Source organism: Sutcliffiella horikoshii (genome assembly GCF_019931755.1).
Lineage (GTDB): Bacteria > Bacillota > Bacilli > Bacillales > Bacillaceae_I > Sutcliffiella_A > Sutcliffiella_A horikoshii_E.
In genome coordinates this window covers 3,791,058-3,804,590 of sequence record NZ_CP082918.1, presented here as the reverse complement: position 1 = coordinate 3,804,590, position 13,533 = coordinate 3,791,058, and the positions used below count along the sequence as shown (strand labels likewise).

Below are 13,533 nucleotides of genomic sequence, written 5' to 3'. Positions count from 1 at the left end.
CATCTATGCGTTCAACATTTCATAGTCTCGAAGTTGCGAGACGTGGTCTGGTTACCCAGCAAACTGCCCTTCAGACGGTTGGTCACAACATTGCCAATGCCAACACCCCTGGCTATACGAGACAACGGGTGAATTTCGTTCAAACCGAGCCATATCCAGCTCCATCATTAAATCGTCCTCAGATTCCGGGGCAGATTGGGACAGGGGTAGAAGCGGGCAGCATCCAACGTGTGAGGGAGAGTTTCCTGGATACCCAGTATCGCGGGGAAAACAATAAGCTTGGCTATTGGGAATCTCGTGCAGATTCGCTGCAAAAGATGGAAGAGATCATGAACGAACCATCAGAGACAGGACTTTCTACGACATTAGATCGTTTTTGGCAGTCGTTTCAAGATCTGGCGGTCAATCCTACTAATGCAGGTGCACGTTCTGTAGTGAGGCAGCGCGGATTGGCGGTTTCTGAAACGTTCCGATTCTTATCAGATTCCCTGAGCTCGGTTCAAGGTGATATTAAAAATGAGATGGATGTCACGCTGAAGCAAGTTAACGCACTAAGCCAACAGATAAATAATATTAATAAGCAAATTGGTGAAATTGAGCCACATGGATATCTTGCTAACGACCTTTACGATGAAAGGGACCGGTTAGTGGACGAGCTATCCCAGCTGGTTAATATAAAAACTTCTACAGTAGGCAGTGGCGGCAATCCTAGCAGTATCGCGGAAGGAAAGTTTACTATTGATATGGTAGACGATTCTGGTCGCAAAATCGGCAACCTGGTCGATGCAACAACACTTAAAGTGAACAGCCTATCACTAGAGTATCGTTATGATACGGAACTGGTGGACGGATACAGCCTTGGTGATACAAGCTTTGGAATTGGCAGCATGCAGGCTTCCGGTAAACTGCGCGGCCTAATAGATTCCTACGGCTTCATGGAAGGCAATACAGAAAAGGGTCTATACCCTGATATGCTAAACCATCTTGATACAGTGGCCTATGAATTTGCCCAGGAGATTAACAGGGTTCATGAATCGGGCTGGAGCATTTCAAGTATAGAGACCGGAGAGCATACGGCGTTCAAGTTCTTTGAGTTTAAAAATACAGACATTAGTGCTGATAACAAAAAGGATGCGGCAAAACTTTTCACTGTTTCAGCGGATATCGTTCAATCCTTGGACAATATCGCGGCTTCGGGCTACAACAAAGGGATCATCACAACAGGGGAATTTCATGGTTTTAACGGCGTGGAAAATGTCTCTGTTACTGTGCAGTCTACTGTAGATGCTGCTGGGGTTCAGCAGTTTACTTATACGGTCTATGATGCAGCGCAGTCGCCAAAACAAGAACTGAAAACTTCGGGTAATTTTGCAAGTCTTGAACAACTGGGAGCTGGATTGTCTGAGGAGTTCACGGACGAGAACGGAAACCCATCGGTTGATTTTAATTTGGATAAGGTTCGTCTTGAAGATGTTTCAAAAGGGAACTTCATCAATGTAGACATCCCGAAAGTCGGACAGGTCGGTGGGCGTGTTGGAGATGGCAGCAACGCAGTAGCTCTTGCAGAAGTAAAAGCCCGTTCGCTTCAGTTAAATGGCGTGTCTACTACTTTCCAAAACTATTATGAGAGTGTCATCGGCGGATTGGCAGTAGATGCTCAGGAAGCAAATCGACTTTCCTATAATAGTGAGACATTGAAGCTTGCAGTAGATCAGCGTCGACAATCGGTAAGTGGCGTGTCACTGGATGAAGAGATGACAAGCATGATTCAGTACCAGCATGCATACAACGCATCTGCGAGAATGATCACGTTAACGGATGAACTTTTAGATAAAATAATAAACGGCATGGGAATAGGCGGAAGGTAGGTTAGATAGATGCGAGTAACACAGAGCATGCTGACGCAGAACTCACTGCGTCAATTAAGCACAAGCTACGGTAAAATGGGCAAACTGATGGAACAGCTTTCTACAGGTAAAAAAATCTCCAGACCATCCGATGACCCGGTCGTGGCGATGAAAGGGATGTACTACCGTACAAACTTGACGGAGCTTGAACAATACAAACGGAACCTAAGTGAATCGTATGCCTGGATGGAAAACTCCGAAGCGGCATTGGATCACGTGCAAAGTGTCATGCACCGTGCGCGTGAGTTAGTGGTGCAAGGTTCCAATGATACATATTCTCCAGAAGATCGTCAGGCGATGGCAAAAGAGATTGAGCAGCTGAAACATGATTTTGTGCAGGTTGCTAACACGCAGGTTGCGGGAAAATACATTTTCAACGGCACAGCAATTGATAAGCCTCGTATCACGGACGCAAATGATCCTACGTCTGTAAGCACGGAAAACTCTCCGTTCGAGGTGGAGGTTTCCCGTGGCATCAAGCTACAGTCCAATATCAATACAGAAAATGTATTTAATAAGGACATGATGGAGATTTGGAATGGACTTCAGTCGGCACTTGAGACCAGTGATACGGATGCTTTGAAGAATCTGATGGGACGATTTGATAAGGCTGCTGATACGATTTCAGCAGAGCGTTCGGAATTAGGTGCCCGTTACAACCGGTTGGAAATGGTAGACAATCGCATTGGATATCAGGAAGTGGTGGCTACACGAATCTTGTCTGATAATGAAGATGCAGATATAGAGAAGGTCATTACGGATTTGACGTCGCAGGAGAGCGTGCATCGCGCTTCTCTTGGTGTGGGTGCGCGTGTGATTCAGCCTACGTTGTTGGATTTTTTAAGGTAGGGTGAGGAACTGTCTTGGAGGGAGCTGTTTGATGGCAGTTGTTTCTGGGGCAGTTTTTATTTTGGTATGAAGGAGCTGGTGGATACATGCTATTTCCTCAAATACGGTTGCGGTCGACGTTTGCGCAAACTGAGTTGCAGATTCAAAAGCCTGTTCAGAAAATTGAGAAGCCGAGAGCGGAGTTGAGTATTGAGCAACCTAAGGCAGAGTTGACGATGAGGAGAACGCCTGGGAGGTTGACGATAGATCAGACCCAGGCGAGAGAGGATATGGATTTGAAGAGTGTGGGCAGGCGCATTGAAGAAGCGGCGCAGCTTGGACGGCAGGACTGGTTGGCAGGTCTGGCACGGGTTGCGCAGGACGGAAACGAGTTGATGCAGATTGAAAATGGCGGTGGAGCTATTGTTCGTCAGGCTAAGAGAAACAGTGAGGGTCTTCCAAAAGAATTCAACATTGGCTGGATTCCATCGCACTTTAGTGTGAAAATAAATTATGTACCAGGCAAAGTGGAAATTGATGTGCAAGAACGAAAACCTATAATAGATGCGAAGATAAACAAACCGGTACACGATTACACACCTGGTTCGACACAGGTCAGCTTGGCCAATCATCCATCATTGGAGATAGATTTTGAGAACCTGCGCCATGTCGGCACAGGCGGCTACGAACAAAAAATTTAAGGTTGTGAAACGATGAAAATAGAAACGAAGTATCATGGATTGATAGAAGTGTTGGAAGAAGAAGTGATCAGGTTCCCGAATGGGCTGCCAGGTTTTTTGGAGGAGAAGGAGTTCGCGGTGATTCCTTTTTCAGAGGACGGAACGTTTTTTATTTTGCAATCGGTCCAGACACCTGATCTCGGATTTGTGTTGACGAATCCATTCACTTTCTACCCAGAGTATGATTTTAATTTAGAGAATCAGGCGGTGAATGCCCTCGAACTTGATTCAGCTGAAGATGTGACTGTTTATACTGTTTTGACTATGGTAGACCCCTTCCATTTAACGACAGCCAATTTACAGGCACCAGTCGTGATAAACGTGAAAAAGAAGCTTGGTAAACAAGTAATCCTGACAGGCAGTCCTTATCAGACGAAGCATAATCTGTTTCCGGAAGCGATAGCAAAATAGAAAGGAGGAGACCGCATGCTAGTATTAACACGCAAGAAAGACGAAGCCATTAAAATTGGTGATGACATAGAGATTACCGTCCTCAGTATAAATGGTGACCAAGTAAAGCTCGGCATCCAAGCACCAAAGCATATCGAGATACATAGAAAAGAAATCTACCTTTCCATTCAAGAGGAAAACAACGCAGCATCCCACTCCTCCCTGGATCTACTGCAAGCTTTAAGCAACCAACTAAAAAAATGATGCAATCTGTAAAAAATTCTCTCCAACCCTATTAACAGTTGTCGAGATAGGCCGATATAAAACATGTAAGCAAATAGAATCAAAAAGCGGCCGACTTTTGACCTATCTGCAAATCTAACACCGATTACACAAGGACGTGAAATCGGCGACAACTCAAGGAGGAAAAATATAATGAGAATTAATCACAATATCGCTGCGTTGAACACGCACCGTCAATTGGGTTCTGCAACTGCAGGCCAAATGAAGTCTATGGAGAAATTGTCTTCTGGTTTACGTATTAACCGTGCTGGGGACGATGCTGCAGGTTTGGCGATTTCTGAGAAAATGAGAGCGCAAGTACGTGGTCTTGATCAAGCTTCCCGAAATGCACAAGACGGTAAATAGAAATGCCGCTTTAAGCAGCAATGCTTAAATGAAAACTCCGTGAATTCGGTGGAACCCCAAACCAACTGAGAAGTGGATGGTGGGCAATACCGAGCCAAGTCTAGTGAATCGGGAAAGCAGTAGCTAGGAAGGTGTGACGGTCAGGTGGTGAGGAACCGTACCGATAACCCACCCACGAGCGCGGGGCACCCTAACGGGGTGAAGATATGACCTGAACTTTATGGAAACATAAAGAAGCAGAGGATAAAAAGCCACTGCGATAACATTTTTGATTTCTTTGATTCAAACAGCCGAGGGAGCTTTAAACGAAACGCATGATATTCTACAGCGTATGCGTGAGTTAGCAGTCCAATCTGCAAATGAGACAAATACAGACGATGATAGAGGTGCTCTTGATAAAGAGTTCCAACAACTGAAAAGTGAAGTTACTCGTATTGCAGACCAAACACAATTTAATACCAAAACGCTATTAAAAGGTGGATTTGGAGCTACAGCTACTGCGGGTGCAGATATTGTAGCTGCTTCAGGTGTTACTAGTTACAATGTTGGTGGTTCAGGGGTAGGTAACATAGTTTTATCATCAGCTGCGGGTACTACCGGAGTTGAGTTAACTGCTACATTTACTGATAGTGATGGAAACTCAACAACACAAGTTTTAGATAATATTATTGCCCCAACAGGGACAAATTCAAGTACAATTAATTTTGATAAACTAGGTTTCTCCTTTACTGCTAATAATGCACTAACTACAACAAGTTTTGGTGGAGATGCAGATAGTACGATTGCAGTAACGGCAACTGCAGCAAAATTCCAAATAGGTTCAAACAAAGATCAAACGATTGACTTATCAATTGGAAATATGGATTCAACTGCTCTAGGAGTAAACGGTAACGATATTTTAAGTAAAGATAAAGCACAATTATCTGTAGAAGCACTAGATGATGCAATAAAAACTGTTTCTACTGAAAGAGCTAACTTAGGATCCGTTCAGAACCGTCTGGAGCACACAATAAACAACCTAAACACATCTTCTGAAAACCTAACAGCTGCGGAATCTCGTATCCGTGACGTTGATTATGCTTTAGCTGCATAGGCAGCAACAAGCACAGTCGTCCTGACTGGTAACGGTTAGCGATTATTATCGGGTGAATTGCTGGAAACCCATTAGAGCTTTTCTTGCCACAACGTAGTTGGAAACGACAGGCGTGAAGGTTTGAAAAAAAGAAAAGATTTGGCAATCAGCAGCCAAGCTCCTGTTCCGAAAGGGTGGAGAAGGTTCAACGACTAGGATAAACCATCTAAGGCGAAAAGCTATGATGATGAAATCCATAGGTGAAATGGTGTCCATCAGCACTGTGAATCCGAAGTGCCCGACCCCTACAAATGTGTGAGGGTGAAGATATAGTCTAGTCATTTATGAAAGTAAATGTTCGCACGATGGCGAAAGAAATGATGGAGCAAACAAAGAATTCTATTCTTTCACAAGCATCACAAGCGATGTTAGCTCAATCGAATCAAATGCCTCAAGGTGTACTTCAACTCTTGAGATGATGATTAGAGGGCGTCTAGCACGGTAACGAGCTAGAGTATAACTGGGTGAATTGCTGGAACTTCCTAAAGCTTCTTCAACCACAACGAAACTGGAAACGGTAAGCGTGACGGTTTGAAAATGATGAGGATAAAAAATGGATAATCAGCAGCCAAGCTCCTGTTCCGAAAGGATGGAGAAGGTTCAACGACTAGAGAACACGGTCTAAGGCGAGAGCTATGACTATGAATCTCGTAGGTCAGTCTAACTGTTCGAAGTGCCCAGCTCCTATATTAATAGGATGAAGATATAGTCTATTCTATGATCGAAAGACATAGTCGCAAAGCAAGCGAATCAACAACCACAAGGCGTTTTACAACTTCTTCGTTAATCTTTACAAGAAAAAGCCTGGATACTCCGGGTTTTTTCTTTGTCTATGTTCAGAACATATGTTCTTTCTGTGGTATAATTGAATTATAGGAGGTGTATCAATTGGATAATTTAGATATCTATCGTTCAATGCCTTTAGACGAAATAATGAAAAAAGAAGTAGTTAAGTTTTATATGGAAATCCTAAGAGGTAAAAGGAAGTCTTTTCCTAAGGGTACATTAGAAAATAAAGAAAACATTATTCTTATTTTCAGATATGCAGTTGAGGGAATCATACAATCAAAGCGTGAACAAATACCGTTATTAACTACTAAATCATTCAAGGAGTATAAGTTATTTGGACTTTTAAATCATTATCGTTCTATTCCAAAATTAATAAAATTTGTGTATAAAGATTGCTTTGTAGAGACTAATTTTCAAAGAGTGACAAAAGGGTACTGGTCTGACACAAAAAATATAAAGACATATTTTGAGCAATGCCTTCAGAAACAAGGGTATACTCACCAAGATATTCCTCAGGTAGCAAAGGTGGAGACTCTAGTAAGTTGGGGATTTTCTAATCCGCTAAAAAGATATGGCCATTCTCCGCTTCGCTTAATAAATGCTTTATACCCTGATGAATTTAATGTCTCTGATTTTGAGAGCGTTCCTCAAAGGTACTGGAATAACCCTAATCATGCTCGAAAAAGAATTATGGAGATTATTAATGAAGAAAACATTAACTTTAACCAACTACCAATTAAAGTCACTCAAGAGATGTTAATTAAGTATGGATTGTCTACTCTATTAAAAAAACATAATGGCTCACCCTCTCAATTATTATTATCCCTTTTCCCATCAGATTTCACGTTAGATCAATTCCGCAAAACCAATAGATATTGGAAAGATATCCACAATATAAAAACAACTATCGACTCACTACTTAAAAAACACAATATTCCTCATCATGATATACCCAAATACTTCACGAAATCCTTTTTCCGAGAACAAGGTCTATACGGACTCATTCAAGAATTTAATGCCTCACCTATTGAACTGGTTAACACACTATATCCAGGGCAATTTGAAGTAACAGAATTCCAGCGGGTCCCTAATAGGTATTGGTACAGTAGGGAAAATAGAATTCAAGCATTACGTTCCTTTTGTGAAAAGAGAAGCATTTCGCGTGAGGACCTTCCCGCTCTAACAAGGTCTTATTTTCGAAAGTTTTTCCCAAGGTTTATTAGTTTGGTAGATCGACATTATGATAGCAAATTTCACCTTTGGATTACGGAAGCCTTTCCGGAATATACATTCTCTCCTGAAGAATTCAAATTGTTAGTGGGAGTCGACGGTCAGCTCTGTGATTCCATGGAAGAGTTGCAAATCCACAACTTCCTTTGTGGATGGTTGCAGGAAGCAGTAATTACAAGAGAAAAGATTAAATTTATTAACCCATCAAGTAATGAGGGCTACTACCCGGACTGGATAATCAATCAAGGACAACAAACCATTATTGTAGAATATTTCGGACTCTATCATAGCAATAAATACAAGGGCTACAAAGAAAAGGCTGATAGAAAAATAGATTACTACAGAAAGCAGGATGGATACGCATTTTTGCCAATACTACCAGAAGATTTTAAAGACATCGGGTTTGAAGGTATCAAGAATAAATTTAAATCTCTTCTTTAAGTTCGAGACTATTATCCGATAATACTAATAGAGTATATATTTCACGGAGGGGACCCGTATGCACATTTCGCCAATTGGAGGCGTCATCATAGATCCCGCAACTAGAGCACAAAATCAAGGAACAGTTTCAACTAAAGTCGATGTATCAATTGATCAAACAAAGCAGGCTAATCCTGAACAGATCAGAAAACAGATGGAAACAATCGTCGACGGAATGAACGATTTTATGAAGCCGATGAATGTATCTGTACGGTTTGAGCTACATGATGATTTGAATGAGTATTATGTGACAGTGGTGGATGCTGCCACTGATGAGGTTATAAGGGAGATTCCTTCCAAGAAGTTTTTAGATATGTATGCGGCGATGACCGAGTATATGGGGTTGTTCGTTGATAAAAAGATATAGGCGGTGAAAAATATGCGATTAACCGGATTTCAAAGTGGGTTGGATATTAATCAGATGGTCAGTGACCTAATGAAAGCCCAGCGTATGCCAATGAATAAACTGACACAGCAGAAGCAACTGTTGGAGTGGAAGCGGGATGACTACCGCGAGACAAATAGATTATTGAACGATTTCCGTAATCTTTCTTTTGATATGACATTGCAACGTACCTACTCGCAAAAACAGGTAACTTCTACAAACAACAAGGTTTCGGCTACAGCTACTACATCTGCAGCGAATGTTTCCTATACTATTACAGATGCTCAGGTTGCAACAGTAGCCACAAATAGCTCTACCTCTTCCATGATGGAGGGTACAAACAAGCTTGATACCACAAAAAGTCTATGGGAGCAAAGGGGAGAAATTGCAAATTATGATTTGCTCACACCAATCGTTCCTGCCACCACTTTAACTGGAGCTACAGATCGTATTCAAGTTGGGACTGGACTTGACAGAGACGATATGTCCTTAGTTAAAGTGAAAAATAGTGCAGATGAAATGATTACCTATACGATGGTGGACAGTGCAGACCAGTTTGAAACCGGAAAAAATCAAGCATATTACAATGAAACGACAGGCGAGATCGTTTTTAATAACACCTTAGATGATGGGGCAGTGGTGGAAGTGCCTGCTAATTATCGTTTTTCCATCACAACCTACAACCAGGCAGGGGAAGCGCAGGATAACGAGTTTAATTTCCATGCAGACACTACGATGGACGAAATGGTTTCCAAAATAAACGCCTCTTCCATTGGACTTACTGCGTTTTATGATGAATATAACGGTGGTTTAGTCTTAAGTAAAAGGGAGGCCGGTAATTTCAATGATGCTGGCAGAGAAATTGAATTTCAAGGGGCGTTTTTAACAGGTGTCATGAATCTTGATCAAAGCAATGAGAATGGTGGTACGGCTGCATCTGTTACAATTAACGGAGTGACCACTCAGCGTAATTCTAACACTTTCACTATTAACGGTGTGACTTTTAATCTAAAAGAAAATATGGCACCAGGTGAGTCAGCGAACATTAACGTCGCGAACGACACCGATCAGACCTTCAATGCAATAAAGGACTATATCACTAAATACAATGAACTGATTGAAAAAATCAACGGCAAGACTGGTGAACCTGTCTATCGCGATTACAAACCGTTATCGGATGAAGAAAAAGAAGCATTGTCGGAAAAACAGATTGAACAGTGGGAAGAGAAGGCAAGAAGTGGGTTGCTCCGAAATGATTCCATCTTATCTTCCGGATTAGGCAAAATGAGATCGGCTTTGTATGAGAACGTTTCAGGATTAACTGGACAATATGATCAACTTGCTCAGCTCGGGATAACAACAAGCTCGAATTATCGGGACAAAGGAAAGCTTATTATTGATGAGGATAAGCTGAAATCGGCCATTGCTAATGACCCAAATTCAGTAATGCAGATGTTCACCTCAAACGGTGAAAACGGCACAGGACTGGGGATAGCCCGGAAGTTACGTGATGCAGCGGAATCCACCATATCTGGAATAGAAGCACGCGCCGGCAACGCAAGCCGTACCGCCCAACAATTCACCATCGGCCGTGAACTATTAAACGTCGACCAACGCATCTCCGCATTCGAACGCAGAATGCAAACAGTCGAAGAACGCTACTGGCGCCAATTTACCGCGATGGAAAAAGCTATCGGACAATCAAACCAACAATCCACGCAATTAATGAGTCAATTTTTCAGTGGCTGATAACAAGGAGTGAACAACTATGGCAATGAAAAACCCCTACCAAGCCTATCAGCAAAATTCCGTCAACACCGCTACGCCTGGTGAGTTGACGTTGATGCTTTATAATGGGGCTATCAAGTTTATGAAACTTGCCAAAAAGGGAATGGAAGATAGAGAAATTGAAATGAAAAACACGAACCTGATTAAAGCTCAGAAAATTGTTCAGGAACTGATGGTTACATTGGATACTAGTCATGATGTAGGGAAGTCGATGATGACAATGTATGATTATATGAACCGTCGCCTGATTGAAGCAAACCTTAAGAATGATCCTTCTATCCTAGACGAAGTGGAAGGACTTATGATGGAGTTCCGTGATGCCTGGAAGCAGGTAATCCAGGCAAACCGCCAGCAAGCATTTGCTCAAGGTGGACAGGCGTAATGAACGTCGTGGAAAACCTGGATAAAGTCACTAACCATCTTTTGACGCTGCTGGATGGGCCATTACCTTCCGAGGATAACCGGGACTCTTTCTTGGAAGAGATAGATAAGGTGTTGCAGGTCAGAGACTCCTTACTTCAGCGACTTGCGCCACCCTTTTCAGAAACAGAAATGGCGCTCGGGAAAAAGGTTGCGCTTGCAAGCCAACAGGTAACGCCCAAGCTTGAAAGTTTCCATAAACAGCTGAAGCAGGAGTGGGCGCAAATCCAGCAATCCAAAAAGACTGCGAAGGCATATGGACAAGCATATAGCTCTCCAACAGCAGACGGAATGTATTATGACAAAAGAAACTAGGTGTACAGGATGGCTGATTTGACAGAAGGTGAATTTTTATTATTGAAGAAATATAATGCTCTGCTTGAGACCGTGGAAGAAGCTTTCGACTATTTGAGTGACGAAAACCAAAATGCCTCCGCACCTGTAACTCATCAGGTTGTGCTAGACAGCTACGAGGCTATCGGTAAAATTGCAGAAGCGCACGTAAACCTAGTTCTTCTTTTTGAAAAAAACGAAGAGGCTCTTCAGATTATTGCCCAATTTGGTGAACTTGTAGATGAACTCGAACAAATCGGGCATTTCGAACAAAATACCGCACCTGAAAAAGAAGCATTGAAAACCTATATCAAACCAGTATATGAAAACTGGAAAAACGAAATTCAACACCATATCCTCCCACACATCGCCCACTAACTCTCCATAAATTTTTGGAGGGTTTTTATTTTTCTCCTTATAAAAGAGGGAACACTTGAGTTTGCAATTCGCTCCTGTTGACTGAAGTGCAAGACGTGAGACTCCGAAGGAGATAGTGGTAGACTTGAGACCCCGCAACGCAGTGAGGAGGCTCAAGCACCGCCCCTCGGAAAGCGAACATCTGGAACGAAAGGAAACAGGAAGTTGAAAGTAGTAACTAAAAATACATGAAAGTTTTCCCATCTCCACGCATATACTTGTTTCACCCCACAAGAACAAGCCAATCCAAAACCATTCACAAATTCTTAACAATTCTTTTACGTTTAGGCAGGAATTCTGTTGGGTATTGTAGAAATATGTTTACATAAGCTTAATGCAAGCTTAACCTTCCCACATAAAAAGGAAGGAAACGTAGGCAGATTGTTTGGATGCAAGGAAAATCCAAGCAGGAACAAAAGGAGGAGTTCGTTTATGAAGTACAACGTACGCGGTGAAAACATTGAGGTAACTCCAGCAATCCGAGATTATGTAGAGAATAAGATCGGAAAGATTGAACGCTATTTTGATTCCACAGACAATGCAGAATGCAAAGTGAATCTGAAAGTCTACAACAACCAACAAAAAATTGAAGTGACCATTCCTATGACAGGCCTAGTATTACGTGCAGAAGAAAGTCACGATGATCTCTATGCAGCGATAGACCTTGTCGTAGATAAACTAGAGCGACAAATACGAAAACATAAAACAAAGGTCAACCGTAAGCTTCGCGATACAGGTTCACCTAAATACTTATTTAACGAAGTGATCGATAATGGCGCTCCAGCCCATGTGGCAGTGGAAGATGATGAGGACGAAGCAGACTTGGTTCGTACGAAGCGTTACAACCTGAAGCCGATGGACAGTGAGGAAGCGATCCTACAGATGAACTTGCTAGGCCATAACTTCTTCGTATTCTTAAACGCAGCGACTAATGAAACCAACGTCGTATACAAGCGTAACGATGGGAAATATGGATTGATTGAGTCTTATTAGAAAGTGAATACTTTAAATTAAAGGGGTCCTATGTGGGCCTCTTTTTTTGTCGTAATTTCTTGGGAAATGATGCAGGTATTTGTCGGAAAATAACGGTTTATCACGTCCCCGTGTGATAAGATATTCTGGAAGAGTATTGGAGGATAATGGTTCTCTTGGAAAAGGGGAGAGAAAGAATGTTATTGAGAAAATTAGTGGCAGCATTGTTTTCAAGTATTATTTTATCGCTAGGTCTATTACTTATGAGCTCATGGGATTCAGAACAGAAAGGGTTTATTTTACTTGTTCTGATTTTTGCCTTATTCGGGAATTTTATATATGGTATACCAGTTTCGTTTATATCTGAATTCCTAACCAAAAGTTTAGCGAAGAGCAGGGTTTTTGTTGCAGGTTTTATATATGTGTTTTTAGCTTACATAGCAGGGGTCGTGATAGAAGGGCTTGCATTCTTTTCAATTATTTGTGCTGTATTATTCTATCTTATTGATGAGGGAATCAAGGTTGTCAAGGATACACCAAACGACAGAAATAAGAAGCTTCATTTCTTGAAGTTACTAAGTGTTATTCCGTTTGCTGCTTTGGCGATTTGGGGTGTGCATGTTCAGACAACTTCTCACTTGGTGGAGACGAATAACATTTATTTAATTCCGGAGGGGTATGAGGGCTCTATTGTTGTTTTATATAATGTGCCAAATGAAGAAAGTATCGCAAAAGAGGACGAGTTCTTCATGATACCTCTACGTGTGGAGGAACTTCCAACCTTAAAAGGTTCAGGTATCGAGGAGTATGCCATCTACCAGACATCTAGTGAATGGAGGTCTGGAAGGGTAACGGATAAATATTTTTATGTGGATGAACTAGGAAATAGGTCGGAAATTGAAGATTCCTGTATTCATTATGGATCTGGTAGTAGTTCGAGTATGGGTGTGGCATATGGAGTTTTTCAAGTAACAAATTCGAGTTGTGGTCAAGATTTTCAGAGGTCTGGGAAGGAGCGGTTTGACGCCCAGACGAGGGAAGTATTAAAGTATTGGGGATATTATTAGAAAAAAG

General features: G+C 41.9%; 14 protein-coding genes and 2 pseudogenes. All 16 read left to right on the top strand.

Annotation, left to right across the window (positions count from 1 at the left end):
• Positions 1-5 precede the first annotated feature (5 nt).
• Positions 6-1,868 (top strand): flagellar hook-associated protein FlgK, encoded by a 1,863-nt coding sequence (gene flgK / locus K7887_RS19570; RefSeq protein ID WP_223491276.1) that lies wholly within the window; start codon positions 6-8, stop codon positions 1,866-1,868.
• 9 nt (positions 1,869-1,877) lie between these two features.
• Positions 1,878-2,756: a flagellar hook-associated protein FlgL gene (flgL, locus tag K7887_RS19565; protein ID WP_223491275.1), complete on the top strand. Its 879-nt coding sequence runs from the start codon at positions 1,878-1,880 to the stop codon at positions 2,754-2,756.
• Positions 2,757-2,842: 86 nt separating this feature from the next.
• A complete protein-coding gene (locus tag K7887_RS19560) occupies positions 2,843-3,436 on the top strand; it encodes a DUF6470 family protein (RefSeq protein ID WP_223491274.1) in 594 nt (197 codons plus the stop codon).
• A gap of 12 nt (positions 3,437-3,448) precedes the next feature.
• The gene (fliW, locus tag K7887_RS19555; RefSeq protein ID WP_223491273.1) at positions 3,449-3,886 is read left to right on the top strand and encodes a flagellar assembly protein FliW; all 438 of its coding nucleotides are present in this window, start codon (positions 3,449-3,451) and stop codon (positions 3,884-3,886) included.
• 15 nt (positions 3,887-3,901) lie between these two features.
• Positions 3,902-4,129, top strand: a complete 228-nt coding sequence (gene csrA, locus K7887_RS19550) for a carbon storage regulator CsrA (RefSeq protein WP_088019536.1) — start codon at positions 3,902-3,904, stop codon at positions 4,127-4,129.
• Between the two features lie 171 nt (positions 4,130-4,300).
• A pseudogene (locus K7887_RS19545) lies at positions 4,301-4,507 on the top strand (flagellin N-terminal helical domain-containing protein); the annotation flags it as partial.
• Between the two features lie 274 nt (positions 4,508-4,781).
• Positions 4,782-5,606: a flagellin N-terminal helical domain-containing protein gene (locus K7887_RS19540; RefSeq protein WP_223491272.1), complete on the top strand. Its 825-nt coding sequence runs from the start codon at positions 4,782-4,784 to the stop codon at positions 5,604-5,606.
• A gap of 344 nt (positions 5,607-5,950) precedes the next feature.
• Positions 5,951-6,064: pseudogene (locus K7887_RS19535) on the top strand (flagellin); the annotation flags it as partial.
• Between the two features lie 469 nt (positions 6,065-6,533).
• The gene (locus tag K7887_RS19530) at positions 6,534-8,105 is read left to right on the top strand and encodes a DUF4046 domain-containing protein (protein ID WP_223491271.1); all 1,572 of its coding nucleotides are present in this window, start codon (positions 6,534-6,536) and stop codon (positions 8,103-8,105) included.
• A 58-nt stretch (positions 8,106-8,163) separates the two neighbouring features.
• Entirely contained in the window at positions 8,164-8,511 is a 348-nt protein-coding gene (gene flaG / locus K7887_RS19525; RefSeq protein ID WP_223491270.1) for a flagellar protein FlaG, read from the top strand.
• A gap of 12 nt (positions 8,512-8,523) precedes the next feature.
• Entirely contained in the window at positions 8,524-10,278 is a 1,755-nt protein-coding gene (locus K7887_RS19520) for a flagellar hook-associated protein 2 (RefSeq protein WP_223491269.1), read from the top strand.
• Positions 10,279-10,297: 19 nt separating this feature from the next.
• Positions 10,298-10,699 carry a flagellar export chaperone FliS gene (gene fliS, locus K7887_RS19515; protein ID WP_223491268.1) on the top strand — a complete coding sequence of 134 codons (402 nt, stop codon included), beginning with the start codon at positions 10,298-10,300 and terminating at the stop codon, positions 10,697-10,699.
• Positions 10,699-11,052 carry a flagellar protein FliT gene (locus K7887_RS19510; protein WP_223491267.1) on the top strand — a complete coding sequence of 118 codons (354 nt, stop codon included), beginning with the start codon at positions 10,699-10,701 and terminating at the stop codon, positions 11,050-11,052. The genes fliS and K7887_RS19510 overlap by 1 nt, the downstream gene beginning before the upstream one ends.
• A 9-nt stretch (positions 11,053-11,061) precedes the next feature.
• Positions 11,062-11,448 (top strand): DUF8042 domain-containing protein, encoded by a 387-nt coding sequence (locus K7887_RS19505; protein WP_223491266.1) that lies wholly within the window; start codon positions 11,062-11,064, stop codon positions 11,446-11,448.
• Positions 11,449-11,919: 471 nt separating this feature from the next.
• A complete protein-coding gene (hpf, locus tag K7887_RS19500) occupies positions 11,920-12,480 on the top strand; it encodes a ribosome hibernation-promoting factor, HPF/YfiA family (protein WP_010196969.1) in 561 nt (186 codons plus the stop codon).
• Positions 12,481-12,656: 176 nt separating this feature from the next.
• Positions 12,657-13,526 carry a DUF6843 domain-containing protein gene (locus K7887_RS19495; protein WP_223491265.1) on the top strand — a complete coding sequence of 290 codons (870 nt, stop codon included), beginning with the start codon at positions 12,657-12,659 and terminating at the stop codon, positions 13,524-13,526.
• The last annotated feature ends 7 nt before the right edge of the window (positions 13,527-13,533 follow it).